Origin of the sequence: Legionella lytica (assembly GCF_044626755.1) — a bacterium.
In the GTDB taxonomy this organism is placed as follows: Bacteria; Pseudomonadota; Gammaproteobacteria; order Legionellales; family Legionellaceae; genus Legionella; species Legionella lytica_A.
On sequence record NZ_JBGORX010000004.1, the window covers coordinates 171223 to 197173 of the forward strand.

Sequence of the window (25951 nt, forward strand, 5' to 3'; positions counted from 1 at the left end):
TGGTGGAAGCTTCAACAGCATCAACCTCCCCATATTTTTGGCTAAACCTATTGTTACTCCTTAAGGAGATAAGCTACTGCTCGGCTTAGACAATAAATCTGATAATAAATATTGACGAGTAGTCTTATGACCCTCTAAACAACGATCTAATACAGTAACGCCTGAAAAGCTGTTAATAAGCGTGTGCAATTTATCCTGAAACTGCTGGTGTTCCTCTATTCCCAATTTTTGTTTAATAAATATATCCGACACGGGGATCTGCAGGTCTTTAGAACAACGTCGAGCATAAGCCCTCATTTCTTCATCTGTAACCCATGTATTATCCCCAATATAGGGAGATAACCCATCCTGACCTTTTATGTAAAGGTACAGAGTGCATGAAGCTCTGAAAATACGCATTAATACCATTTGATTTTGCACCATTTGCTCTCCTTGCAACATTAGCGGGCGCTCTTGATGATCTCGAAGAGAATTTCTTAATGCATGGCTATCACGATAAGGTTCAATGTCTATTTTTTTCAAAATACGTTTAATAGTAGATATATCACAAAAAATATAATCCTCTGCACATTTATCATTTTTATCCAGAATTATTCTTGATGCACCAGCAGTTACAAGCCGAGATACCAAATCAGGACGACCAAGAATGATGGCATAGTGCAGAGCCGTCTTACCTTCATCATCTTGATAATCCAAATCAATTAACTCTTTATAAATATCAAGAAACTCATGTATTAATGATTGATTGGAAACTAACAACGTTAGGAGGATCAATAAAGATTTATTACCAAATTTATTTCCATCACATAAGTTGGGATTAAGTTGTTCAGAGCATTCTCGTAATAGGCGCTCAAAACAGTCGAAATACTCATTAGCTAATATGACATGGGGTAAAGGATTTTCTTCGGCCCACAAATCATTGACCTGAATATTATTCCCAGACATATATTTTAAAAACTCTTGGTCCGGTAATTTTAAGAAATTTAGCGAGTTAGAACTTTTTTGGTAAATAAATTGTTTCAAAATTAAAAGAAAGAAAGGACTGTAAGGTACGACATTGTATCAGTTTATTATTAAGGGAAAATTAAAAGAAATTGACAACGATTTGGAGTTTAGCTTAACGTTTTGTAAATATAATTTTTTTAATATCTTTGAGAAGCAATGACTGATTTTCCTTATTGAAGAGGATTTAAACATGCCCTTACTGATGTCATTCCCTTGAGTACACAGTCTTTTTTAGAAAAGAATGTTCTTCTGCTAATGTCGCATGTTCTCGTTTTAAGTATGCCAACCCCCTGTTTTATTTTTGAGCTTATGGCCTCTTTTGTTGTGCTTTCAGGAGTATAGAAAACTGAGGACGGCAAGTAATTAAAGTACCTCATCTATTGCTTATTTCTCGATTTCTCTCTTGGAAAGGCACCACAATTAGGGCAAGGGTAAGGTCAATTCAGTGATCGAATTTAAATAGATATTACCCTTGCCTGGTCTAAGCAAATTTGTGGGAATAACTATCTTTGCAATTTTCCTCAACTTCTTTTAAAACATTCTCTGTGTCAATAGAGTTGTTAGAAGAGTCCAATAGTCGATTTTGCTGTACAAAAAAATAGTCTGACCTGACAATGAAGGTACAATGTGTTTGCCAATATTAAATTGTCGTGCAAAATTCACTCAGGTCACTGAATGACGACTCCACTACCTCATAATTTACATCAACTAATGCAAAAAAACGGACGGATCTAGCCTTTAAAGATACACTTAGATAAAGATCTGGCTCTTAATAATACTATTGTCATATCCTAATGATTATATTAGGATATTTGCCTATCTCATAATAAGGATTGTTATGTTTTTTAAATTAAATATTCTGACGGCCTGTCTTTTTACTACCATGAGCAGCTCTATTTTTGCAGGAACTATGGGGAGTGATACGGTCAAACACTCTTTTTATTTGGGTGTAGAAGGTGGAGGTTCTGTATCGACAGAAGCACATCTTGAGCCTGTTGTCGTGATTAATGTAACAAGCTTCCATCCCCTCCCCAATGCAACATTTAATCGTGATATTGGTACTGCTGGCTTCGTAGGGGCTTTTGTTGGCTATGATTGGAATCAAAATGTAAGTTTACAATTTGGTTATGCTTATCGTAGTGGTTATTCATGGCGCATAGATGGAAATAATGGCGCTGACTTTTCAAACGACCCCTTTGAAACTTACGAAGCGAGAGGGATAAAAATCGAAACGTATTTGGTAGATTTAATTTTAAAACCCGCTGTAGATTGGGGGGGATTTGTACCTTTTGTCAAAGGAGGTATTGGCGCATCGAGAAATAAAATTGGCAGCTTTGCTGATTTTGATGTTCCGACCTATGTAAATCCAGTCCAAAGTTTTAACACCGTGGTAGATGGACATACCTCTACTAATTTCGCTTGGGATGCTGGTTTAGGAGCAGATTACTTTTTTAATAAAAATTTTAGTTTGGGTTTTTCCTATCGTTTTGTGGGTACCGGACCTTTGCAAACTGGTACGCATTACAGAGACACGGTCTTAAATGAGTCAGGCACCGTACAGCCAGTGAGATCAAAAAATATTAACTTAAATGAGTTTTCTGCCAACCTTACCTATCATTTTAATTAATTGGGTTAATCTAAGCCGTCCCTTGAAGCCATATCGTGCTGAGAGCAGGGGCGGCTGCAAAAGTTAACTTAATGGTAGCCTTTGCTCCAAATTAACATGAGGGTACTGACCAATACCCAGAGGAAGTATTTTCTAATTCATGTATTATTTCGGGATCGGTCATTGTTTCAATGGGGATTACTGGTTCAATGTGAGGAAATGATTCTTTCTTATTGCTTAGACTTTTTTTATTTTTAGGATGAGTATTTGTGGAGGGAGTATTTTTTTTAAAGCACGCAAAAAATTTTTTCATAATATTCTCAAAAAATGTTCTTTAAATAATTAAATCGAATTATATTCAATCATTTAATCCGAATCAAGAGCAAGGTCCTAGGCTTGGTTGCAAAATGACTCCATCCTCCGTATATACGGCTCTCATAAGAAGCTGCTCATGCGGGCAATGAGCGTTGAACGAATTGGCTTGTTTGCTATAAAATACTCCATGGTATATAACTATACTAAATGAAAAAATTAAGAGCAAACCATGCCTCCGTCAAATTTTATTGCGCACTTTGATAATTATCCTCTAAAGTCTTTTTGGAGGTTATTTATTGATGGGAATCGGCAAGAGCAGGTTGGCCCCAGAGGATTTGAAAAAAATGAACCTGGTTATTTAAAAAGCATACAAAATGGCTTTGGATTTGCAATGGATAGCCTAGATAAACCATTAACCGTTCACTTTTTAATTCAACTTCATGACCGTTGTATGCAAGATGTATTATATCCAAATTATCCACCAGAAGATCAAGCTCCAGAAACAGGCATTAGAGATTTTGATCACCATGGCTTTGGCCTTGTTGCTGCTACTCAAGAGGCAACTCATAATACATCGTTAGCAGGAGTCAAAGAATTTTTTGAAAAAAAAAAGGCACCATAGCTATTACAAAGATTTTAGATTAAATTGTAAGGATGATTTTTCTTCGACACCGCAACAAATATTCGACAGCTTATCTTCCAGCCCTTCATTCTTTATAAATGCTATGAGTAATAAATTGATTACGGATGCGATGAACTATTACATAGGGGTTTATCAAAAAGAGATAATTCAAGCGGATTCTAATGAAAAGAAATTATCGTGCATTGCAACGTTGATCCACGAATTGGAGTTATTACATCCATTTACCGATGGTAATTGTCGTACTTTTGTTTTTGCTTTACTACCCAAGCTATTAATTGAACAAGGCTTTACTCCAGTGATATTGGAAAATCCCAATCGCTTCGATCTTTTTTCTAATCAGGAATTAGTTGAAGAAATAAAAAAAGGCCTTGTGCAGTTTAAAAACTATAAAAATCAGCCAAACTTATCGAATTTGCCTAATCCATTTGAACCCATATTTTATATTAATAATACCACTGCTCTTTTGTTTGCCCATGAATGTGTTAAACAACAGGGTAACTGGGGAAAAATAGGGGTAGCTGATCAATCAAAAGCTATTGAGATAATCCAACATTCACTAATGAATATACAAAATAAAGAAATTTCATATCATCAAATGCAACGCTTAAATGATACAATTCATTCCATCTTAACCAAATCAATCTATAAACCACACGCTCAGGCTGGTTTTTTTGGAAAAAAATCAGAATACACAATTGATTTTGGGAATGTGTTTAGAAATATTTTAGGGTATCATTCTGAAATGAGCGTTAATCATATCACCACAGAATTAGAGAGCACTTTTTCTACACAACATCAAGTGTATCCACAATAAGAACCTATCAAGGCATCGTTGTCACTCAGCCGGCGGAGTAGGAGATTTGTTGGATCTCGTGCTAACCTAAAAGCTTAAACATGCTATATGAAATGTGGTTCAAAAGAACTTGGGCAGCAACTTGGAATTGTGCCGACACCGTCGGCGTAATTTGCGGATTTGTGTGGTCACCCAAAAGGCTTGCCCAACACACCCACAAAAACAACAACACTCCCCATCCCTCAACTCTCTTACCACAGAACAAAAGTGTTTCCATTACCGTATAAGATTGCAAGATTGCTAAACTTTAACTCGAAGCCACCTTTTTTAGAGCTAACTTTTTTGTATCGGCGTTCTATTAATTCGCTCCTCCGCCTCTTTTTCGTGTTGTCGTTCCTCTGCTTGTTCAATAGTCTCTTTTACTGCATCATTGATGGTATCACCATTAAAAAAGCGTGGGCTTTTTAAAAGAGCATCCGCTGAGAGTTCTTGCAAAGATTTGGGGGATTGCGTGAGCTTATTGTAATGAGACTGATTTATAAGAAGGATTTTGACAATATCATTCGCTGTTAAATCATTAAAACAATACTCATAATCCGCGCTAATCTTTTCAAAAATCTCGTCTGGAATAAAACATTCAAATGAAGAAATCTGATCTCGTTCAACATGATACATATCCATTAATTTAGGAATCGCCTGTTCTATCCGGTTTCTGGATTGCGGCTCTAATAAACGGTAAGAAACATTTTCAGAATTAGGCGGAGCCTTAGGATCAGAACTCGATGAGCGGTAATTTTGTACTATTACAGCAAAATATTTTTTTTCTTGGTTCGGCATAAATAAATCCTTAAAAAAACCATTATGAACTTATTTTAGACAAATAAAGCTTCATTTTCCAGAGCTTTGATGAATTACATCATACCCACTGGGTAGATTGACCTAAAAAAAGCATGAACCATGTATTGAGAATCTTGCATACACGTTAGAGGAGTATTCTTAAAGCAGAATCAGTGACGTGGTTTAATATGCTATTACCTTCCCATCATGGACTGAAAGCAAAGGCAAGATATAAAGCAATCCACTTTGTATCATATTTGACAAATAAAATTTGATTGTTACTCTTAAAAGAGGACGCTTATTAATTACGGAAGAGGAAAAATCATGAATAACTTTGATGAGAATGCCAAAAATATTAAAAACAAAGCTAGGGACCTTTATGATACGGCCAAAGAAAAGACAGCTGAAGCATATAATGAAACAAAGCCTAAAGCAGAAGAATTAGCCGCAGAGGTCAAACAAGCTACTACGGATATCTATGAGTCTGGAAAAGAAAATGTGCAAGATTGTATAGAAAAAGGTGTGACCTCTATGGCTTATTCAATCCGTAAACAACCCATAACTTCTGTTTTATTGGCGGCGGGGATTGGGTATTTATTATCAAAATTTATCAAATAAGACATCGTCAATTTACATTGTATTTTATTGACCTCCGGCGGGAATCCTAATAAAAAAGGAACATTGTCCATATTAAGGTCCTGTAAAGATTAACTCCAATGGATTTTTTGTTGACCTGTGACCTTTTGAGCAAGATCCCCGCGAGGGGTCTATAAAATCAATAAAGTTAATTCTTACTAGACGATGAACAATTAGCCCACATTAGAAATAATGTGGGCATTACAAGCCACTAGTAATCTTAAACAGATAGTCTATTTACTTGATGGCAGACAGAAGGACTTCTCTCTTGTGGTGGAAGCTGGAAAAATAACGCATTTTGACCCGTTTGACGTGAAATAACCTGTGCATACGCTTCACGTGTTTTTGTATTAGTATCGCCATGAACAACTGTGGCATTAAATGCACGGATTGCTTCCTCACGTTGACCGGTGTTATTTGCTGCTGTGATATATGCATTATGAGTACTCACATCGGCAACACCAGCTGCAATCGCTGCATTGTAAGCACGTCTGGCTTCAGCCCCTTGATTAGTATTACCTGCTGCAGTGATATATGCATTGTAACCGGCAACACCCGCTGTAATCGCTGCATTGTAAGCACAACTTCTTAAGTTTCTAACCTTCTCTTCAGAACCTGGTTTTTCCTCAAGCATTTTTGCCAGTTGAGCAAAAGCGTTTTGCATAAAAGGGGTTGCGATAATTTGATCAAGCGAGGGGCGCTGGGAGCAATCTTTTGTTAACATCCAAGAAACAAGACCCACTGTTGAGGGGGAGATGTTATATTTAGTGATTAAAGCGGGGGGAAACACAAAGGGTTTCTGAGTGATGTTCTCTGCCAGTATTTGTATCGTGGGTCCTGAAAACGGAAGTTGCTTGGTTAATAGCTGGTAAAGTGAAATACCCAAAGCCCAAACATCAACATTTTGAGAGTATCCTTGGCCTCGCCAAATCTCAGGGGCCATATAGGAAGGCGTTCCAAGAATATCTCGTGCTTTTTCTGCCCGAATACTAAAGCCCAAATCAGCTACCCAAACACCACCTGTGTTATCGCAAAAGATATTAGCAGGCTTGAGGTCGCGATGGATAAAGCCCTGCTTATGCATATGCCATAGGCCGGCGAAAATCTGAACCAAGAAATACATCGTGGCAGCCTCAGAGTATGGCTGCGGAGCATTAGAAAGTTGAGTTTGCAGGCATTTCCCACTCGCAACATTCATAGAGAAACTCCAAATGCCACCAATTTGACTGGGTTTATCCCCTAGATGCCTAACAACAAACGGTGATCCTTGACATGCTTGCATAACGGATGCTTCATGCTGACCACTAAAAAACGATTGAGTTTTAACGCATGTACCATTAGGTGGGAAAGAAACCGTTGCTTTTAGATTTTTAGATGCTCCTTCATTCAACCCCTGGCCAAGGAGTATAGCCACCGCTTTCTCTTCTTCTAAAGCCAACATATCCCGTGCTTTTTCTTCCATAATTTCTAACATCGCAGTTTTTCCCTCAACAGCATCTAAACCAAGCTCAAGAGTGTCTAGTAAATCTATTTTTCCGTGCATAAAAATCATCTCGTTTAGTTATGATAATAAATGGCATGATAACACAAAAAACGAGCACACTTGTGGAAAATTTTAACCATGTAAGATAATAGGAAAGTAATTTGGGTTATTTTAACCCAGATCGAATGAGCGTTTAGCGTCATAAAATTATCACAATTTGGAAAAAAATTGGGAGCCCAAGTAAATGAATTGTCTTAGAAGCTATTGCACGTTTAGTTACTCACGACATAAGTGATTGAACTAATTATTAATTTAATTAAGGATTAGAAAATCTCTATGATAAAAAGGGCAATTTGTGAGAGGATTTAAATGCGAACGTTCTTATGGGTATCTCCCTAGCCTATGAATGGCGATATGCTTTTTTATAAAAAAATTTTTTTGAGATGCATTTGGCGTAACAAACAACAGAATATTGTTAATGCCTTAGTGATACCTAAAATTACACCGACCCAAACGCAACAAAAGGTAAAAATTTAAATTTACGGCGTCGCTATCGGGCAATAAAATATCCGCCCTTAAGGCCTTTTTATGGTAATAAACCATTTCGTCTTAATTAATTTTAGTGTCCATGATTTGGCGGATAATTCAATGAGAGTGAGCACTGATACAAAACACCGGCCATTGAAGTAGGACTTTGCATGTTTTCAAGTTGTTCAAACATCACCCTCAATTCTTAAATGTCCTAATGTGACTAAAATCCATCACGAGATTACGCCGCCATCGATGGTTATATGAGGCTGGGGCATCAATAGCCAACCAACCTTGATTATATTATATGATCTTACAGTTCTTCATATGAGAATGACAATCATTAATAAATAATAAAATACCGCTATCCGGAGCGCACTCTTTAGGCCTATGGGATGAATGATCAGGAATATCTATCGAAGCACCTGCATCTATAAGCATTTTAATCATTTGTCGATCGCCTTGTTTCACTGCTTTATGCAGCGCAGTTTGCCCATCCTTATCCTGAAGGTCTAAAGAGGCGCCAGCCTTTACCAATGCATAAGCACAATCAAAATTTTTGTTTACAACAGCCCACTGCAGTGCGGGACGTTTATAAGTGGGATCTACTTTATCCAGATCCGGCTTAGACATAGATTTAATGAGTACCTTAAGTTCAAATAAACGTCCCCAAGTCCCTGCCCTTCTTAGAGCCTGATCATGGACTGGACTGCCCATTTCACCTGATTTGCGTAATGAGGCACATACGTATGCAAGTTGTATTGGATCACTTGTTTTTCGTGATTCACCAAGAAAACCAAGAAGCCGAGGTGCGATTTTACCGCTATATTTATCGATAATTGCTTGATTGGTGCTCACTAATCTTGAATTAATAGAATCCAATTTTAACAAAGTATCGGTGCGCGCCATATCCATTTTGCTTAATGGTTTGTTAGCAAAAAGCAAACTAGACAGTTCAATAATCATCTGAGGCATTGCTCCAAATAAGGAAGTATCACTGGCAACCATTGACTTCACTGCAATTAAATATGCTGCCACAAATTCTGTATTATTATCGAGGTCTTGATAATAAGGTAACTTTCTGTCTCTCATCGCCTCCAAAGTACTTGTAACACCAGTTGACAAAACCAATGGGCCATTCGCGTGAGCAACCGTTTGTCGCATTACGCCGTATGGTAATGATTGATGGTACTCAATTGCCGGCAAAGGCTTGGAGGTAGCTAATGTCATATCATGATTATAAGCAGATTCAATTTCATATTCTTTATTGGTGAACTGCCCAACAAGGATGTATTGGTCTTGATCACTTAATTTAATATATTGCGCAATTAATTTGTAATCTTTAGAAGAATCTACTGCAGCAAGATACATAAATCCATAATTACCTGTGGGTACCTTTGCCTGATCAGAACTTAATAATGGAGGTAAATCTTCTGATTTGGTAATCGCGGGAATACCTAACCGCTCAGCTCCAAGACCAGCACTTCCAATCAACACATCGCCATCATCAAAAGAATCATAGAGTTTTGGTTGATCCATCTTTGTTTGCATACGGTAGAGATGTTGTGTAAACAAATCTGCAAAAGCCACCTGGTTTACATTTCCCACAAATAAGAATTTACTATCAGGTGAAAGAACGCGTTTAATAATATCTGATGGAGCATGCTTACAACGGTTGGCGTCAATAAATGCTACGACTGTATTGTCAACCGCATCAAATGTCTCTAAAGAAGACAGGGCAATGCTAGTACTTTCTACCGATATACGACCATTTACGGGAGCTCCATACATACTTGAAAATCGAGCTATGCCATCCAGTGTACTCACTAAAACGACATCCATATCCATTATTCCCTGTCTCGCAAGTTCATGGACAATGTCCTTTGCAATATTACCCGCAAAAGCAAAATCCCCTTTTGCAGTAGGATTTTTACAATTAGCATGAATAAGAATTACTTTACTCATAATTTAGCCTTTTATTTTAAATTTATAAGCAAAATAATAAATCTTAAACATTAACAAAATATTAACTAGTTGTATGTTTTATTTGTTTTTAGATATAAATATTGCCTTCCATATTGAAAGTGGCCGGTATTCTCCCCGTTTTATTAAATTCTCGAGAAGCTGTTCTTATTGCGATGACGAGCTGCCCCTGCAGGAGAGGTGAAATGAATAAAGCATTTTTCTTTTCTGCGCGTGGGCTAATGGGCTTTTTCTACCCGATTATTGAGCTCCTTTAGGCGAACGATGTTCGACTCCCTCCCACATGTGACGAATTGGCTTTGTGCAGCTCCTGAGCTTATCTATTAGAATAAAGCAAGGCTTTGGATGACTATTCAATGGACGATACAGAAAGCGGATGGCCGCCTTTTTTGCCGATGTGGCAAAACACATCCAACTCAAAGCCTCATCATCCATGGCAGATAATAGGTAGGGCTACGAATACGTATTTCTGCTCATCCAGATACCATTTATCTGAGGGAGGGGCTCCCTTCTTAATGACTCTCTTAAAATGAGCGCCAAATTTAATGCACCATTTTCGTATCGTTTCATAGCTGACATCCCACGATACAATAAATGCTCCGATTCATCCTGGTAACTGTCATTAAACCGAGGATAACTCTAATACCGCAATGCTTATCAGCTCCAATGGGTAACGATATCTTTTCGAATTCCTTTCCAGCATCACCTGCTTCCTGTAATAAATTACGCCCAGCTCAACAGTTTATTTGTCTATGCCATCATGCCCCACGAAAGTATGTCAATAAATAATTGACTAATTATACATAACACACTCTTCGATATGTCAAAAATATATTGACATTTAAATAAAAAAGCACAAAAATGAACTTTCCTTTAACGAGTAATAGGATAATAAAAATGAAAAAATTAAAATTAGCCATTATTGCATCAGCTTTTGTGACAGGAATTGCCTCTGCGTCCTCATCTTGTGAAGGATTTCAGGTAAGATTAAAAAATAATCTTGCTGATGATTTATTAGTAACCACGATTAAATTAAATGGGGCAGAAATTCAGCCCGGAGCTTTTGAAAAATTAAATCATAAATCAGAGCAAGTATTTACGATTAATCGAACTAACGAAGATTTGCCAATGAAAGGAGAGTTTACTCTTCATACCATTTCACTACCCAGCAAAACCGTAATAATTCGGTATACTTTAGAAAATAAAGCAGCTTATTGTGAACATACTGATAACTCACCTAAAGGTGATTATGCAGTAGAAAAAAATCGAAAAATGGGTGAAGTTCAATATACTATTAATAACCAATAGCTTCTTAAGGTCAGGCTTATTTAAGCCTGACCTTAATTTTATTACCCTAAATATCTAGAAAAATATTCAGCTGCAAAATAGCACAAGATACATAATAAAAAGCAATTTTTTTAATGGATTTATCTCTGAAACTAATAAAAACATTGGTCAATAACTTATGCCAATCCATTAAACGCCGCCCTATCACGTTCTATAAGAGCTAAAAAATCTTATTGATTAAAATTTTGATATTTTATGGCTTGGATCATCCGACGGGAGATTGAACTTCATGTATGATTAACTCCTATAAAACTAAGTCACAAAATTCTTAAAAAAACATTTTTTATCTGTTCAACATCACGTTAACCTCACCAAGTTCTTTCTTTCCTGAATAAATAGCCAACTTGACGATATTACAGGATGATATAAAATGGATGCCCCATTTCTTACAATTGTAAATATCGCTCTAAAAAGGAATTTTGATGAAGAAAATAGGTGTTTTATGCCTAATCCCCCTAACCTCTTTAAATGCCAGTAATTATGATCTTGAAAAAGCTGAGTTGCTCATTGGTATTAGAAATAAAAATGCGGATGTATTTAGTTGTAAAAATCATGCTGCAACATGTGCCATAACAATCAGTGAGCCTGGAGCACCTTGCTTACTTACTGAGGGCACAATTTCAATTACTAATAATTCAAAGATTAATGCTTATAATATTAAGGCTTTTTCAGACAATGCTAATTATAAAACCTACGTTAAACAAACAAACAACTGCCCTACAAAATTACTCCCAAATAACAGCTGTACTATCTCTTTTAATACTAATACTGCCAGTACTTTTAACGTTCCTAAAGTTATAGTAAAAGGAGATAATACTAATACAAATTATTTTGATTTAAACGCAATCCAGTGTCCAGTTAATACAGACACAACAATTTCCGCGGATACTTCTTTCATACTCACTTACAGACCAAATTGTAGTGGACCAGGCCAGTATGTTACAGTCACAATTACCAATACCGGTAACCTTAATGCTCTTAATCTCGATACATCCGCCCCACCACCATACGCTATTTATTACAACAATTATTGCCCCGCATCCTTACCTCCAGGAACACCCTGTCAAATTGTTTACACTAACGGTGGACCTCCTGGATCTACCAATGTAGCGATATTTGGCACAAATACTAATACTCTATCTATACCCACAGTAATATCTTCCCAATGTTTATAGAGGACTGCGTCAATTTAACTTTTCTCTACATCGGACTCTATCGCTTTAATTAAAGTCATCGCCCAGACCAACCCTAGAGAGCAACAGCTAACTTTAGGGTGCCTACCAGTAATATAGTTCCTATGAACGAATATAATCTGCCATTCCCAAAATTCATTGCTAATTAAGTAAACCTTAACGAAGCCATAATAAAATCAATATTTAATCTTAGTGGATTAAATTTACCCTAATGGGTGAAGATTTGAGGTTATAACATGACAACCACACTAAAAGCCTTAAACAAACAACATTATTCTTAACCACTAAGTGAGCTGAAAAATTTTTACACTATTTAGTTTTAAATTTGAAGCCATAAAGCACGCGATAAGTGAGCGATGAGGGTAATCGCTCAGATGAATGCTACTTCTGTTAAATTATTGAGAGGCAACATAATGATTATTATTATTAATACCCCTAATCGAAATGATAAAGCTGAATTACAAAGAAATGCTAATTATTTATGTAAATCGAATAATCACGGCATCATTAATTTTATCGATGGGTTAGTTGTGGATGACAATTACGATAAAACTACTGAATTAAATATTATCTCACATGGCAACCCAAATGATGTTGCAGGTATAAAGCCTGCTCAATTAGCTGCAGCGATAGGTAAATACATTAATAACATTCACCATTCAAAAGGAATTACTGTTAATCAAATAAATTTAATGGCCTGCAATACTGGAAGAGAATGGGAGGGCAAGCAAGCCTATGCAGAAAAATTTGCTGAAGAACTTTCACAGGTAATATTAACTAGCGAAACTATTGAAGTTACAGCACCTAATGGAATGCTAGTTTTCTATCCTAATGGTGAAAAAGCTGTTATTGAAGATATTAATCCATGCAAAATAGACGACAATTTAATGAGCGAAATAGGTACAATTAATATTGATAATATTGAAACAGCTAAAGAAAAAGTTCAGCCTTTACTTATTAAAGGAAATGAATTCTCAACGTTTAATTCTGTATCAGTACAATATTATGTTAAGGCGGCTCTTCATCCTCGTTCAAAAATAGAACTCGAGGACAGCACCCATAGAACACCTTTTTTTTGTAAAAAAGATACTAATACTTTTTTCATGTCCAATGAAACCTACAATTGGCTTACTATGCAATATAGTAAAATAGAAGATCAGTATGTTAATGCTCAAAGAAAAATAAGTTCTGATAAAAAGAATCCGAAGGAGGATTTCGACGATCTGCGGATTGTAATTAAGTGATGGGCCCAGTTCTGGATGCAAAAGGCATGCAATTTGAATTAGTTGGACAGTGAGAGTTTCCGGTTTATTACATGCATATAACCACGGAAGTATTGGAGACCCCTGAGGCTGCCCAAAAAGCAGATCAAGGAGCCCCTGATGCCGGTTATTCTCCCTAAGACATCCTGTGCTGATGTCAGAGGATTCTAGAAATAATACTATAACTCGGTTCTCGTTAAGGAGGGGTCTAAAGCCTCTGAAGGATGGGTTGTTGCTCAAACTACAGGTGCTGCTTTAGAGACATTTAATGCCTCATACCGAGTGAACTAGATATCCATCTATTCATTGAATTGGAAATGCATCAACGCTCCAACAAAGCAGCTAGCTCCTGCCCAAAAATTGGGCTCTAAAAGGAGCTTGCTTAGAAGCTGATTATCTACTCAAATTCGAAGTAGATACCAGTCAAACATTTGGCTCTTTTCGCGTTCCATTAATAGGAATAAAAAAATCGAACATAACGGACTAAATAAAGAAATGAGTTAGGGGCTCGCTTGTCGTGCTTGTGCACAGCGACAATACACCTTGGGACCATAAGGCCTTATGGCTGACATCCTGTCACCTGCCGCTGCGCCAAACGATTTCATTATAGAAAAACTATTTGGATTCGCCAGCATAAAAGTCTTAATTGCATATAAGATATTTCTTATTCTTCATGACTTCTCAAATGGGTCTTGCTGCCCAAAATTAACCAGCTCCAGTCTAATAACAGAACGTTGAAAATTTGAAGGGCTCCAATGTAATGAACCATCCCACCCGCTGAGTTGGCATTTAAGGTTCTGTCGAAAATAGAAAATCCTTGTTATATTGCACTACAAAAAAGGTGCACTATGATTAGTTTCGAAGGCCGTCATTTTCCAAAAGATTTACTATTGATGGCGGTGTACGCTGGAAGATTGCTTATCCACTGAGCTACCGAAATGTTGAAGAACTAATGGCTGAGCGAGGCGCTGACGTAGATCACTCAACCGTACAGAAATGGGTTGTGTATTATGCGCCTCAATTGGAGCAAGCATTCAGAAAAAGGAAGAAGCTTGTTGGCAGTAGTTGGAAAATGGATGAGACGTATATTAAGGTGAATGGCAAATGGGTTTACCTTTATCGCGCTGTTGATAAGGAAGGTAATACCATTTTATGCTTTCAGAAACCTGAGCTCGTCCTGCTGCACTGAGGTTCTTTAAAAAAGCCATTGCCTCTAGTGACCTGCCACAAAAGGTTAACATTGATAAATCAGGTTCCAATACCGCGGCCTTAGAGCGAATCAATAATCTGTTATTTATTATCTATGGATTCTGGCACTTACTGATTGAAATAAGACGCATAAAGTATCTCAATAACATGGTAGAGCACGATCATCGTGGTATCAAAAATAGTACGAAATATACGCTTGGGTTTAAATCATTTGAAGCCACAGAGCAACTATTACCGGAGTTGAGTTGCATCGAATGCTTAAAAAAGGACAGATGGAAATGGCTGGGGATATGCCGGCTTGGAAACAATTTTATGAGCTTGCAGCATAACTACGACCTAAATAAGGGTGCCCCAGCTTTTTATAAAATTTTCGACAGAACCAGTTTAGGGGCTTCGTTGCAATAAAACTGTGTAATAAAGGAGATCTATTCAGAAGCACTATTTTGTACACGGTTTTAATGCAACGGAGCCCTATTAATAATTATTTCAAAGCATATGTAAAGACCACGGCATGGAACAAAGCCAAATTCACGTTTTCTCATCCGCATGTAAAATTATTTGTAACTTTCCCCTATTAATAGTCAATTACGCAAATTTATCTACAGCCATCCAGTCAGATTAACCCTCTCTAATTCTAACAATCTTATTGAGAGTACCTCTTACATCTAAGCTGGAGCTATACATGACGGGACCTAAAACATTGTATATTTATTTTGCTTAGTCGACTCTAAAGGTGTTTCTTTTAACTTATAGTATTCTTCTTTTAATTTATTATACTCATCAACAAGAGTATTTCTTGCATCTGCTAATTGCTTATATTGTAATAGCGATTGTGTGTGTTTTTCTTCTGCTATTTGTTTTTGTTGGAGGAGTCCTTGCTCATTTTCTTCTAAAAGTTCCACCTTCTTTTTTAATCCACTGACCTCCGGTTCTAATTTTTTGATACGCTCCTGGTGTTGTGTGATAGTCGCTCTTAACTTGCTAGGAGCTGTCTCCATTTCTTCATGTTTTCTTTTGGTGGTATTTGATTTACTTTGATTTAAAGCAGAAGAACTTTGAAGTTGTTTATATAGCGAGTCATAGCGTGCAAACATTGCATCTTTAGCCGTTTTCATAACCTCGAAACTTTTCTCTAAGTCGCTTATTTTTCCTTCCTTTTCTATTATCGTAGACTGTAGCCTCTTATTTTCTTCTAGTGCTATTTGAGGGCTCTCTGCCACTAACTTTGAATTGGTCTTTTCAAGCTCCGCAATTTTAGAAAGTAGCAATTTATTTGTATGCAAAAGCTGATTTTTAGCAATCAATTCATTCTGATAAAGTCTTTCTAAATCACTAGCTTTTTTCACAAGAGTTGATGACGGTGAGGATAGTCGTTGTGAGGCATATAGCGCCTGAACATCTTGAAAATACTTCGTTCGCTGCGTATTATCCATTATAATCCCATAGCCATTTTGGATAATTTTAAATATTTCGGTGTATTCTAAAGAATTTTTATCTGGGGAAGAATTTTTATCTGGGTGGTAAGTAAGAGAAAGAGAGCGGTAATTTTTTGTAACAAGCTGTTCATCCTCAGTGGTTAATTGAAAATCATTAGATTTTACGTAATTCTCAATATTACCAATCCCAAACATACTGGCAAAATCGTATAATGTTCGGTCTTTTAAATTTCCAAGGTAATATTTTTCTGTAAATCTCATGACAACCCTCACCAAAAACCATAAAGATAAGAATAGTATCAAAGTAGTATTAATAGAATATTAAGAAAGCTAAGTTAATAGTATGGAGCCATCGACTTAAAAGAGTCTTCATAATGAGCCAGAGTGAATGTGTTAACAAGTCATTCAAAAAGGGGAGGATCATGAATAAAGGTATCGGTTTAGCAAAGAATATATTCCAACTCCATGGAACTAATGATGCAGGGAAGCAGGTATTAAGTAAACGCCTAAGCAGAATTCAGTCATGAGCAATTGTACGTCATGTCTGGTTGGTATTTAGGCGTGTTCCGTGCCCATCATTGAGCGCGACACTTCAATCATTGGGGCATGAGGTTAAACTCATCGCGCCGCAATTTGTAAAGCCCTAGGTGATGGGAATAAGAATGATAAAGACGATGCGCCAGGAATAGCGGAGGCGCTCACGCGTCCAGAAATGAAAAGTGTTACATTAAAAACGGCTGCTCAACAAGACGTATTGATGATGCATCGGGTAAGAGAGCTGTTAGGGAAACAACGAACTGCTTAGGCTAATCAGATAAGAGGTTTATTGAATGAATACTGAATTATTCTTCCACAAGGTATTCCTCAAGTTCGTCCCCTGATAGAGCGATTGGATGAGCACCGAATTAGTAGTATGACGTATGTTTTATTTGTTTACTTTATGAGGAATTTAAAACACTCAATAATGGTTTCCTTTTCGCTCAGGAAATCAAAGCGCAGGCAATGAATAATCCTTTATGTTGTGAGGTGATGAAAATAATCGAAGGCATTGGGCCCTTGATTGCCTCGGCTATTGTGGCCAATATTGTTGGCCCTAATGTATTTAAAAATGGTCGTGAAGTATCCGCATGGCTTGGGTTAACTCCCAAACAACATTCCAGTGGCCATAAAGTGAGATTAGGAGGAATTAGTAAACGAGGAGACCGTCACCTTAGAACGTTAATCATCCATGGGGCACGCACTGTGACGCGCTAGTGTGATAAAAGCCGATACGAAAAACCAATGGGTTGCTCGTAAAAGCTTCAGCATGGCACCAATAAAGCAGCAGTCGCTTTGGCCAATAAAAATACCCGAATTATCTGGGCTATCATACATAGCAACGGGTGCGTGTTATCAGCCTAAATTGGCGTGTGCTGCATAAAATGCAACAAAAAATAGAAACTTTGTTACTACCGTCCTAAAACAATAAGTAATAGCAAAACAGGTAAGAGCAGCTCTTCAAAAACAGCGTCATGGGTTCTAGAAACCGATAAATTGATGAGGAGAAAGAGCGCAGAGAATATCAGGGCTAAGTGGCCAAAAGGCACTGAACAAGAAGCCGTATACATGGCGGCATCTCTATCCCGCTTTCTAACAATTTATTCAATTGACGCTGCCCGCTAAAAATATTTTTTGCCAAGTCGATGCCTAATGCTTTAAAATCTGTATACAAAGAATACCCTTATATACCGATTTAAATCCACCTACTCTAGTTCATTTTGAAGCTCTTTGCACTAAATTCTCTGCCAAAGAGCATCTAGTTATAAATCAACGCTGCTGGTGATTCTTGACGCGCAGCGAGAAGTGGAAACGGCTCTCAGGCGCATGGCGCCAGAGATACGAAGTAAATTGAAGACAAAGGGAGAGTAAGTTCAGCAATTTTTATCAAGATCAAATTTTGGGTCCAGGTATTAAATAAATTTTTACGATATAAAATTGTTTTTTTCTTTGAGCTTCGATGAACTTGTACCTCATGATTGTTGAAATCAGTTTAAAAAATAAGCTGCTGTCGAACCCAAATACATAATTAACTTATTGGAGTAGAAAGATGTATACCTTCCAAGATCAGGTAGCTAACTTTATTCGTCAGCAGAAGGATTTAATTGATGCACTTGGAAATAACCGGTTTGTGCTATCAGGAAATGCGTTGTCGATTCAAGGGATGTCGCTAGTCTTGCAAAAAGATATTATCAAAGACCCTGAGTGTACTTTGGAAATTAAGATCCATTCACTAATTCAAAGTGCCCTGATCATTTTCCTTCCTCCAGGAAATCAAGTATTTCTCAAAAATGGCTATGATTATTATGCTGAAGCGAAAAAAATGATACCGCTTTTAGCTGATGCAAATCAAAAAAGGATAGCCAATGTTCTAATGAATGTACTTCATTATTTTATGGACATCCACAGAGATTGGGGCCGAGATATTAGGAAAATTGAGATTAATTTACGTTCAGGGACCTTGCGCAATGAAATGGTCTTTCCTTTATTAAGGAAATACTATGACCAAGGAACTGAATTAACCAAAAATTACCTTCTGCTCATTTTTCGCCCCTGGCGTTCTCATGAAAATATAGAAATAAAAAGCATAATTAATGATGCTTTTTTTAATGCTAACTACCCACTTCTGCGCTATTTCTATATAGAATATCTTGATAAGTTAATTGATTTTTATGAGCTATGCACGCAATCAAATACTGCCGAGGATTTAGGTTCTTTTTTAAAAGAACTCTCTATTTTAGAATATAATGAAATTAGGTCATTTATCGCATTTTGCAAACAGATAATTGAAGTTAATCAAATAATTTCAGACAATTTTGTGGACCACCCTAAAAAGGCCCGCATTAAACATTTCTCGAGTCAGTTAGAGCAAAGTCTGGAGGAAAGCAATCAACAAGTACAAATAGCACAATTACATGCTCGAGAGCTGCTCAAGGAATTTCAACAACAACGATCCACAAAAAAGAATCTATTTAAAAAAAGCCTGACTCCACCGGCTAAACCAGTTAACAAAACAGTTCGTGATAGAGGAAACTTAAATAACTTCTATGAGCAGCCAATAAAAATTACACCTGAAGATGCTGCATATGAGTTATTTGAGAAAAAACGATTTAAAGAGGCGGTTCACGCCTATGAAGTTTTAAAAGAAAAAAAAATTACATATGATAATCGCATAAAACAGATAGGTATAAACTCCTCTATTGCGGATTGTTTTAAATACTGGTCTAAATTCGAATCTCAAAAAGGGAATTTTCGTTTTGCTTCAATTTTAGAAGAAAAAGCATTTTCTATTTTTACTTTTGCTGTTGAACAAATCCAAATTGGATTTGAGGAAAGTATAAATGAATCAGAAAGAGAGAAAGACTTACTTTTGTGGTCTAATTTTCTTCATGACTCAATAGAATCGCTAAGACCTAAAGATTATCTACAGGAAATAAAGGAAGAAGTCGTTTTACAAGAGAACAATTTCCTTGCTAAAAAAAAGACTCACTTAATGAAAAAAGCCGATCCTAAAAAGCCGAATATTATTTCTAAAACAAATGATGATAATAAAATCTCAAAAACCGCTACAGAAAAAACTTCAGAATTTAGTATAAAAGTAAATTTTCCCAATAACAAAATAGATAATTCTCAGCTTATAGAGAAATTAAAAAAATTGATTCCCACTTCGCTGCAATTAATTTTTAATGCGCTTCAACAAAAAGGTTACACTCCTTATCTTGTTGGAGGAGTTGTTCGGGATGCTATTTTAGGGAGGCCTAGTAATGATATTGACGTGGTTTCTGATGCGAAACATCTATTAGTCGCAGACCTGGCGCGAAATTTAGGACTCACAGCTCAAATTATTGGTGCGCGAAAACCAATTGTCCGCATAATAATCAATCAAGCATTAAATGAATATTATGATTTCGCGACATTAGAAGGTGAGGCGAACGTAAAAAATTATTCCGTTTTACTTGATAATGGTATAACGGTTTATACCAGTTTAGGGACTTCGTTGCTTCAGGATTCTATGCATAGGGATTTATCTATTAACTCTATATATTTTAATCCTTATAACAATCAAATAGAAGACCCTACCGGCAATGGTTTGAGGGACCTTAATGACCGAATATTACGAACAAACATCAATCCAGTACAAAGTTTTACTCTTGACCCCTATCGCATGTTGCGAATTGTTCGTTTAAAAGCAAATTTAGATTTTTCAATTGAAAAAAATGCCGAAGAAGCCTTTGCACAATGTAGTGCGTTATTAGCCAATCATTCACCCTCACGTGTCTTGCAAGGTTTGTATATGTTACTTATTAACGATAATGCGCAGGTATCTTGGCGATTATTGAATGAGTATTCATTATTAAGGTTTACTGGGAAAAAGCTCAATGACCCAAAGCTAATATTTAATATTTTACATAAAATACAAACGGAAAAAATCGGGAAAAATCATGCATGGCTCCTGATTTTAGCAGGAATTTTTTGGCCTGAAGATATAGAAAAAAAAGTGGGGGCAAATTATCAAAATCTCGTTGAATTTATAGAGGAGTATATTGAGAAATTCAAACCATTTTTTATGGGGAATATTAAAGAAAAAATTAGGAATATATGGTTGCAAACTATAGTAGATAAGCCGTTATTACTCATGGCTTTGAGCGTAGACGAATATAGTCTCGTCGATCACTTTAAGACAGCTACCATTCAAGCTTCATCGATTACAGAGAAAAAAGCTGCTTTTTTTTCTGAGAAGCATGGCTCTCCTCAGAATCAATTAAGTGAAAAAGAATGGAGCAAAGCGTCAACTAACTTTTGACTCTGAAAAATAGTGGATTTGTGGGATTCTAGACGCAAAGGATAGAATCGATATTGCTAATCGCATGGAGGAGTTCAAAAATAGTGGATGGAAGGTATTACCTGCGGGTTCATGGAAATATTATAAACAATCAATAGAGTACACTCTTGTGATAGGTAGGAAATAATAACCACGCACCTCTAATATGATTTAAATTTTAACTTTTGATAGATGACTATCAAAATATCTAGATCTAATTGATATAATCCGAATGTATCGTACTATTTCAAAACTCAACCATTTAAGTCAAACATAGGTATTTCATGAAAAATATCTTTGTTATAGCGCCTAAGGTATTCTTGTCGATAAGCTTCTTTGTAAGAAGCTCTAAATGAACCTAATGGGATTTTTTTAAATTCATTCATAAAGTTTAAAAATTCAGTTGCTCCCATTTCCCTAAATTCCTCTACTTGATTTTCAATAACGCTCTCTTGCAATTTATATGCTTTTAATATCAACATAGGTATCATTGACAAGATTGATATCCAAAAAAGAGAGTTTTCAAAAGGATTTAATCCTTTTATACAGCACCATGCCATATATATGAGCAGAAATGGCAAACACAACCCCCAAATTAATTTTCTAATTAATACAGTATATTGCATTAAAATTGATCTTCCTTATTATGTATTTAAAATCAGAAATGGGCTTGTCATCTTCCCTGGTAAAGTCAGAAATAGTTTGACGTGCCATTGCTTTCTGTACCCTGTATAAATCGCCTCTGCATTCTGTTTATGAATCCAATAATAAATGTCACTTCACAAAGCAGCTTCGAATTAATCCACATATAATTTTAAGCGCCAGACTTTACCACGAAATCAGGCTTGATTCATGCGATTAGTTTTTGAACTTTTATTAGTGAAGACGGCTTCTAAACTTAATGCAGCCACTCATTAATAATGGCCAATTGAACCCAATCCCCGGTGAAAATAATCAGAATCGAATCGCAATCTTTGCTATTCTTGCTTAATGTAAAAAAGGCTAGGCTTAAACTGCAACATTGTTGTGTCCTAAATCCTTAAGTACTCTGTAAAAACAACATTTGTCATCCAATGATGTAGAAATATTATCGCTACTTTATTGCCATGCAAAGCTACATTTTCGAAATCACATTTTAATGGGCTTTACTCCGCCTTCCTCTTTCTCTAACAATTTCAACTCAAGAGAAAGCAATCGTTCCTGAACCGAAGTTATTCGATCACTTTCTAGGTTAACTAGCATTACAAGAGTTTTTACTACCTCTTTTAGCTCATTGATATCCATACTATCTATATCAAGATTCATTTTTTACTCAACTTTATTATATATAATCAATATATTGCATTTCCCAAGTAGGATGGTAAGGCAATGAATTTTTCTGTCCTTCTAAGCGAATTTTTAAATAAGCACCTCTTGAACCAGTAATTACCCCTAATTGTCCATTAGCAATAACTTTTTTTCCTCTTTTTGCAGGCACTTTATAATACGTGCGTATATATTTCATACTCATAAGCTCTTCCCCAATTCACGAAGTTTTCTCTTTTTAACATAATTGTTAAGTCCGATATGACTTGTATATCCCAAAAAAGTAGCTATTTTTTTTACTGATAATCCAAGCCTTAAAAGCTCTTTGATTTTATCTATGTGTTCATCAAATTTACTTTTCTGTATAGTTCCCTTCGGCTTGCCTAATCTAATTCCCTGTAATTTTTTACTTGCCAATGCCTCTTTGGTTCTTATGCTAATAAGATCTCTTTCAAGTTCAGCAAATAGAGAAAACAAAGTTATCATCACTTTTGATGTCATGTCATGTTGCTTAATATCTAGGTTTTGTTTTATAGCGATTACTCGAACTTCTTTATTTATTAGCTCATTTACCAAGCCGATTACTTCTGGTGTACTCCGTCCTAAACGACTCAACTCAGTAACTATTAATGTTCCCGCTCCATCCAAAGCCTCAACCATTTCATCGATGCGACGCTCTTTTATATTTTTCCTACTGGATATCGTCATCTGAATAAAATCATCAATTTCAATTTTATTTTTCTTGGCGAATTCATATATTTCCAGTTTTTGATTATTCAAATCTTGTTTATCAGTCGATGCACGAAGATATGCAATTGTTTTGTTCATAATGTGCTCATAAATAAGCGAGAAAACACTTAACCTATAATATATATATTAATTATACATTTTATATTATATATATAAAGTGAAATGATGGATTAATTTATATAATAATTATCGTTCGTTAAGAGGCATATAAATTTGATTGGAAATTTATTTGTGTGTTATGTGCCTAGCATTAAAGACATTAAAGAGACAACGAATGAACTATATTCGGTCAAAAAACCTGATCATTACACTGGAATTATTATACCGAAAGGAATAATTGATAAAAGCCGAATTAAAACTCAAGAAAGAGGTATATTAAGAGTCTTGCTTTCGCTACTTCTTCAAGAAAACACACAGGCGAACATTGTCCGAAAAATCAATTCCTACGCTCGTTATGCCGGATTAAAAAAGGCGTTATTTGAGTATAATGCAATATTCAAAAGCACCCATGTATTGAATTTAATCGATAACATGGCTCTTCGAAAAGCATTACGAACTGCGAGAAACCGAACTGAAGGATACCACCAATTGCAAGGATTAATCAGGAAAATATATCGTGGTGTTTTTAAAGGAAGGAAAATGATAGACAATCAAGTGAACTCACATGCCGTTCGTCTCGTAGCAAATTGTATCATTGCTTACAATGCCATTATTTTAAACACTATTTATGAGAAGATGCTTAAAGAAAGAGTTAGCCAAGAGATTATTGAAGAATTTGCCAGAATTTCCCCTATTGCCTGGGCGCATATTGTCTTTACTGGCAAATATAATTTTAAAAAAAGCAACGGTGAGATTGATGTAGCTGCAATGGTTAATGCGATGGAAAAGCACTTACGGCAATATTTCTTGAAGACTGTTTAATTCAGAACGAACACTTTTGGGGGTTCTTCCACAGAACCCCTATTAGGTTACACCAGCCATATTGCGTTGAATACTTATATAAATAAACGTAGATTGCGTGTATAGAACTATTAAAAAGTCCCGAATTAGTCATAAACCTGAATAAAACTCAATGCGATAACAAATATTCCGGAAATTTGGACGGTTTACGCCTAGAACCCCAGGCGTTTTTTGACTGTCCATGCTGTTATAAATTAATGGACATTGACGTTGGGGGATGTTGACGGCCTCTTCACAAAAAATACCAATAGGAACTTAATTTATGCTTTGACCCAAATCTTTAGTCTAGCCCAGTAAAAGTTTTATTTTATCACATCATATTACAAATTGATTTTACATTAGGTTCCAAAACAGAAGAGCTTTTCATCTCCAAAAAAGGAAAATGATAAATTTCTAATGTATTCTCAAAGGCTACAATAATATTACCTTGGGGAAGTACTTTAATTTGGCCAATATACGGTTTCTTTGTTTTCACCAAATCAAAAAAACTGCCATCATCGGTATTCCAAATTTTTATTGTTCCATCATATGCACTGGAAATTAAACATCTATTTGGTAATTCTTCTACACTAGTAATAGGTCCTGTATGCCCTTTTAACTCTCTTATCGTTTTACTCTTTTTTACATCCCAGATTCTAATAGTATTATCATCTGCACCAGAAATAAGATCCCCATTTGGCAACACTTTCAAGCAATTAATAGCTCCCTTATGCCCTGATAACTTTTCAACACATTCACCTTTTTCTATATCCCAAATACCTATGTCCCCGTGGAATGAGCCTGCTATTAAACGGCCATCCGGCAATTTCTCTAAACCGGTTGGAGCATACCATCCCCAACCGTCAAATTCTTTTACACATTTTCCTGTTTCTAAATTCCAAATTTCGATTTTCTGATCACGAAGCAATGCAACAAGCTCCTGTGATAAGACAGTAATACCACTTATAAACTTATTAGGTTCATTAGTTAAGGATTTAATATGTCGAAATTCTGAGATATCCCAGACATCTATATAACCACCATATGATTGGGAAATAATTGTATTAGCGGATATTTTAGCAAGGCTAGAAACTCTGTATGGTTGCCATTTTGATGTTATATATTGATTGCTTTCTATATCAAGAATAATTAAATTGCGTTTTGCGCTTAAGGCCAATCGGTTGTCTGGTAAAATCAAAATGTTATCAACATTATCGATTTCAAATTTGCTCGTGGTCTTAGAGGGCTTATTATAATTTCTAAATGGATAAGGTGCATTTTGTTTAATATGTGGATAATCATAATTAAGGTATTGATTAAAGAAACGACAACTCAAACCCAAATAAGAAAGCTCACGCTTGTCGCAAAATTTTAAAACAGGCCCAAGATTTGACTGTATAGGCTCAAAAAATTTAGGGGTTAGATATTTCATGATATTGTCCAAAAAATCAAATGATTGTACATTGAATGCATAAAAAGGTCAACATTTGAGTCCTTATCCTGCTAACAGCATCGTCAATTAAACTTTTGGACTAGAATGATTTATTTACAGGACTTGGGTTTTTCCGCATATCCAGCCTTAACTGGCAATGATTAGTGTTTTTAGATTGTTTTAAATTCCATGTGAGTCTATTTAAGCCAAAATATTTAATGTTCTTTTAAAAATAAATGCTCAATTACCTGCTGCGGATTATACGTATTTAAAATCTAACTTGTGATAATTAATTACTTTTTATTGATCATTGCCAGTTAAGGCTGGATATGCGGAAAAACCCTAACTACCACTCCTTAAAATTCTCACAAATTCAAGCGTGACATCCTGT

20 protein-coding genes and 2 pseudogenes are annotated in these 25951 nt (G+C 36.0%); 11 read left to right on the top strand and 11 right to left on the bottom strand.

Translation table 11 applies throughout. The features are described 5' to 3' along the window. Window positions 1–60 precede the first annotated feature (60 nt). Entirely contained in the window at window positions 61–945 is an 885-nt protein-coding gene (locus tag ACD661_RS11600) for an ankyrin repeat domain-containing protein (RefSeq protein WP_400188025.1), read from the bottom strand. A gap of 898 nt (window positions 946–1843) precedes the next feature. Here ACD661_RS11600 and ACD661_RS11605 point away from each other — a divergent pair. Beyond that, window positions 1844–2632: an outer membrane protein gene (locus ACD661_RS11605; protein WP_400188026.1), complete on the top strand. Its 789-nt coding sequence runs from the start codon at window positions 1844–1846 to the stop codon at window positions 2630–2632. Between the two features lie 91 nt (window positions 2633–2723). On the opposite strand, the gene ACD661_RS11610 is transcribed toward ACD661_RS11605, so the two are convergent. Continuing rightward, the gene (locus tag ACD661_RS11610) at window positions 2724–2924 is read right to left on the bottom strand and encodes a hypothetical protein (protein WP_400188027.1); all 201 of its coding nucleotides are present in this window, start codon (window positions 2922–2924) and stop codon (window positions 2724–2726) included. A 231-nt stretch (window positions 2925–3155) separates the two neighbouring features. Here ACD661_RS11610 and ACD661_RS11615 point away from each other — a divergent pair, with 231 nt between their 5' ends. Next, entirely contained in the window at window positions 3156–3548 is a 393-nt protein-coding gene (locus ACD661_RS11615; RefSeq protein WP_400188028.1) for a hypothetical protein, read from the top strand. After that, entirely contained in the window at window positions 3526–4383 is an 858-nt protein-coding gene (locus tag ACD661_RS11620) for a hypothetical protein (RefSeq protein WP_400188029.1), read from the top strand. The genes ACD661_RS11615 and ACD661_RS11620 overlap by 23 nt, the downstream gene beginning before the upstream one ends. 312 nt (window positions 4384–4695) lie before the next feature. Here ACD661_RS11620 and ACD661_RS11625 read toward each other — a convergent pair whose 3' ends face one another. Beyond that, on the bottom strand, window positions 4696–5199 hold the full coding sequence (locus ACD661_RS11625) for a hypothetical protein (protein WP_400188030.1): 504 nt from the start codon (window positions 5197–5199) through the stop codon (window positions 4696–4698). A 324-nt stretch (window positions 5200–5523) separates the two neighbouring features. Here ACD661_RS11625 and ACD661_RS11630 point away from each other — a divergent pair, with 324 nt between their 5' ends. Further along, the gene (locus tag ACD661_RS11630; RefSeq protein WP_400188031.1) at window positions 5524–5817 is read left to right on the top strand and encodes a hypothetical protein; all 294 of its coding nucleotides are present in this window, start codon (window positions 5524–5526) and stop codon (window positions 5815–5817) included. A gap of 238 nt (window positions 5818–6055) precedes the next feature. Here the strand turns inward: ACD661_RS11630 and ACD661_RS11635 are convergent, their stop codons facing one another. Beyond that, entirely contained in the window at window positions 6056–7378 is a 1323-nt protein-coding gene (locus ACD661_RS11635; RefSeq protein WP_400188032.1) for a serine/threonine-protein kinase, read from the bottom strand. 771 nt (window positions 7379–8149) lie between these two features. Further along, window positions 8150–9811 carry a Dot/Icm T4SS effector AnkY/LegA9 gene (gene ankY / locus ACD661_RS11640; RefSeq protein WP_400188033.1) on the bottom strand — a complete coding sequence of 554 codons (1662 nt, stop codon included), beginning with the start codon at window positions 9809–9811 and terminating at the stop codon, window positions 8150–8152. Between the two features lie 915 nt (window positions 9812–10726). Here ankY and ACD661_RS11645 point away from each other — a divergent pair. From ACD661_RS11645 to ACD661_RS11660, 4 genes and pseudogenes are all read left to right on the top strand, one after another. Continuing rightward, window positions 10727–11137: a hypothetical protein gene (locus ACD661_RS11645; RefSeq protein ID WP_400188034.1), complete on the top strand. Its 411-nt coding sequence runs from the start codon at window positions 10727–10729 to the stop codon at window positions 11135–11137. Between the two features lie 461 nt (window positions 11138–11598). Next, entirely contained in the window at window positions 11599–12351 is a 753-nt protein-coding gene (locus ACD661_RS11650; protein WP_400188035.1) for a hypothetical protein, read from the top strand. Between the two features lie 392 nt (window positions 12352–12743). After that, on the top strand, window positions 12744–13613 hold the full coding sequence (locus tag ACD661_RS11655; protein ID WP_400188036.1) for a hypothetical protein: 870 nt from the start codon (window positions 12744–12746) through the stop codon (window positions 13611–13613). An 866-nt stretch (window positions 13614–14479) separates the two neighbouring features. Beyond that, window positions 14480–15169: pseudogene (locus ACD661_RS11660) on the top strand (IS6 family transposase). Window positions 15170–15532: 363 nt separating this feature from the next. Here the strand turns inward: ACD661_RS11660 and ACD661_RS11665 are convergent. Continuing rightward, a complete protein-coding gene (locus tag ACD661_RS11665) occupies window positions 15533–16537 on the bottom strand; it encodes a DnaJ domain-containing protein (RefSeq protein WP_400188037.1) in 1005 nt (334 codons plus the stop codon). A 768-nt stretch (window positions 16538–17305) separates the two neighbouring features. On the opposite strand from ACD661_RS11665, the pseudogene ACD661_RS11670 reads away from it, so the two are divergent. Beyond that, window positions 17306–17521: pseudogene (locus ACD661_RS11670) on the top strand (transposase); the annotation flags it as partial. Between the two features lie 841 nt (window positions 17522–18362). Then, window positions 18363–21116 (top strand): tRNA nucleotidyltransferase/poly(A) polymerase-related protein, encoded by a 2754-nt coding sequence (locus tag ACD661_RS11675; protein ID WP_400188039.1) that lies wholly within the window; start codon window positions 18363–18365, stop codon window positions 21114–21116. A gap of 272 nt (window positions 21117–21388) precedes the next feature. Here ACD661_RS11675 and ACD661_RS11680 read toward each other — a convergent pair whose 3' ends face one another. From ACD661_RS11680 to ACD661_RS11695, 4 genes are all read right to left on the bottom strand, one after another. Beyond that, window positions 21389–21760: a hypothetical protein gene (locus tag ACD661_RS11680; protein WP_400188040.1), complete on the bottom strand. Its 372-nt coding sequence runs from the start codon at window positions 21758–21760 to the stop codon at window positions 21389–21391. Between the two features lie 502 nt (window positions 21761–22262). Continuing rightward, a complete protein-coding gene (locus tag ACD661_RS11685; protein WP_400188041.1) occupies window positions 22263–22439 on the bottom strand; it encodes a hypothetical protein in 177 nt (58 codons plus the stop codon). 16 nt (window positions 22440–22455) lie between these two features. Beyond that, a complete protein-coding gene (locus tag ACD661_RS11690; protein WP_400188042.1) occupies window positions 22456–22644 on the bottom strand; it encodes a hypothetical protein in 189 nt (62 codons plus the stop codon). Next, complete coding sequence (locus ACD661_RS11695) at window positions 22641–23267, bottom strand: recombinase family protein (protein WP_400188043.1); 627 nt, start codon at window positions 23265–23267, stop codon at window positions 22641–22643. Before ACD661_RS11695 ends, ACD661_RS11690 begins: the two co-directional genes overlap by 4 nt. Window positions 23268–23402: 135 nt before the next feature. On the opposite strand from ACD661_RS11695, the gene ACD661_RS11700 reads away from it, so the two are divergent. After that, entirely contained in the window at window positions 23403–24110 is a 708-nt protein-coding gene (locus ACD661_RS11700) for a Tn3 family transposase (RefSeq protein WP_400188044.1), read from the top strand. Window positions 24111–24459: 349 nt separating this feature from the next. Here ACD661_RS11700 and ACD661_RS11705 read toward each other — a convergent pair whose 3' ends face one another. After that, window positions 24460–25560, bottom strand: coding sequence for a WD40 repeat domain-containing protein (locus ACD661_RS11705; protein ID WP_400188045.1), 1101 nt, complete (start codon window positions 25558–25560; stop codon window positions 24460–24462). Window positions 25561–25951 lie beyond the last annotated feature (391 nt).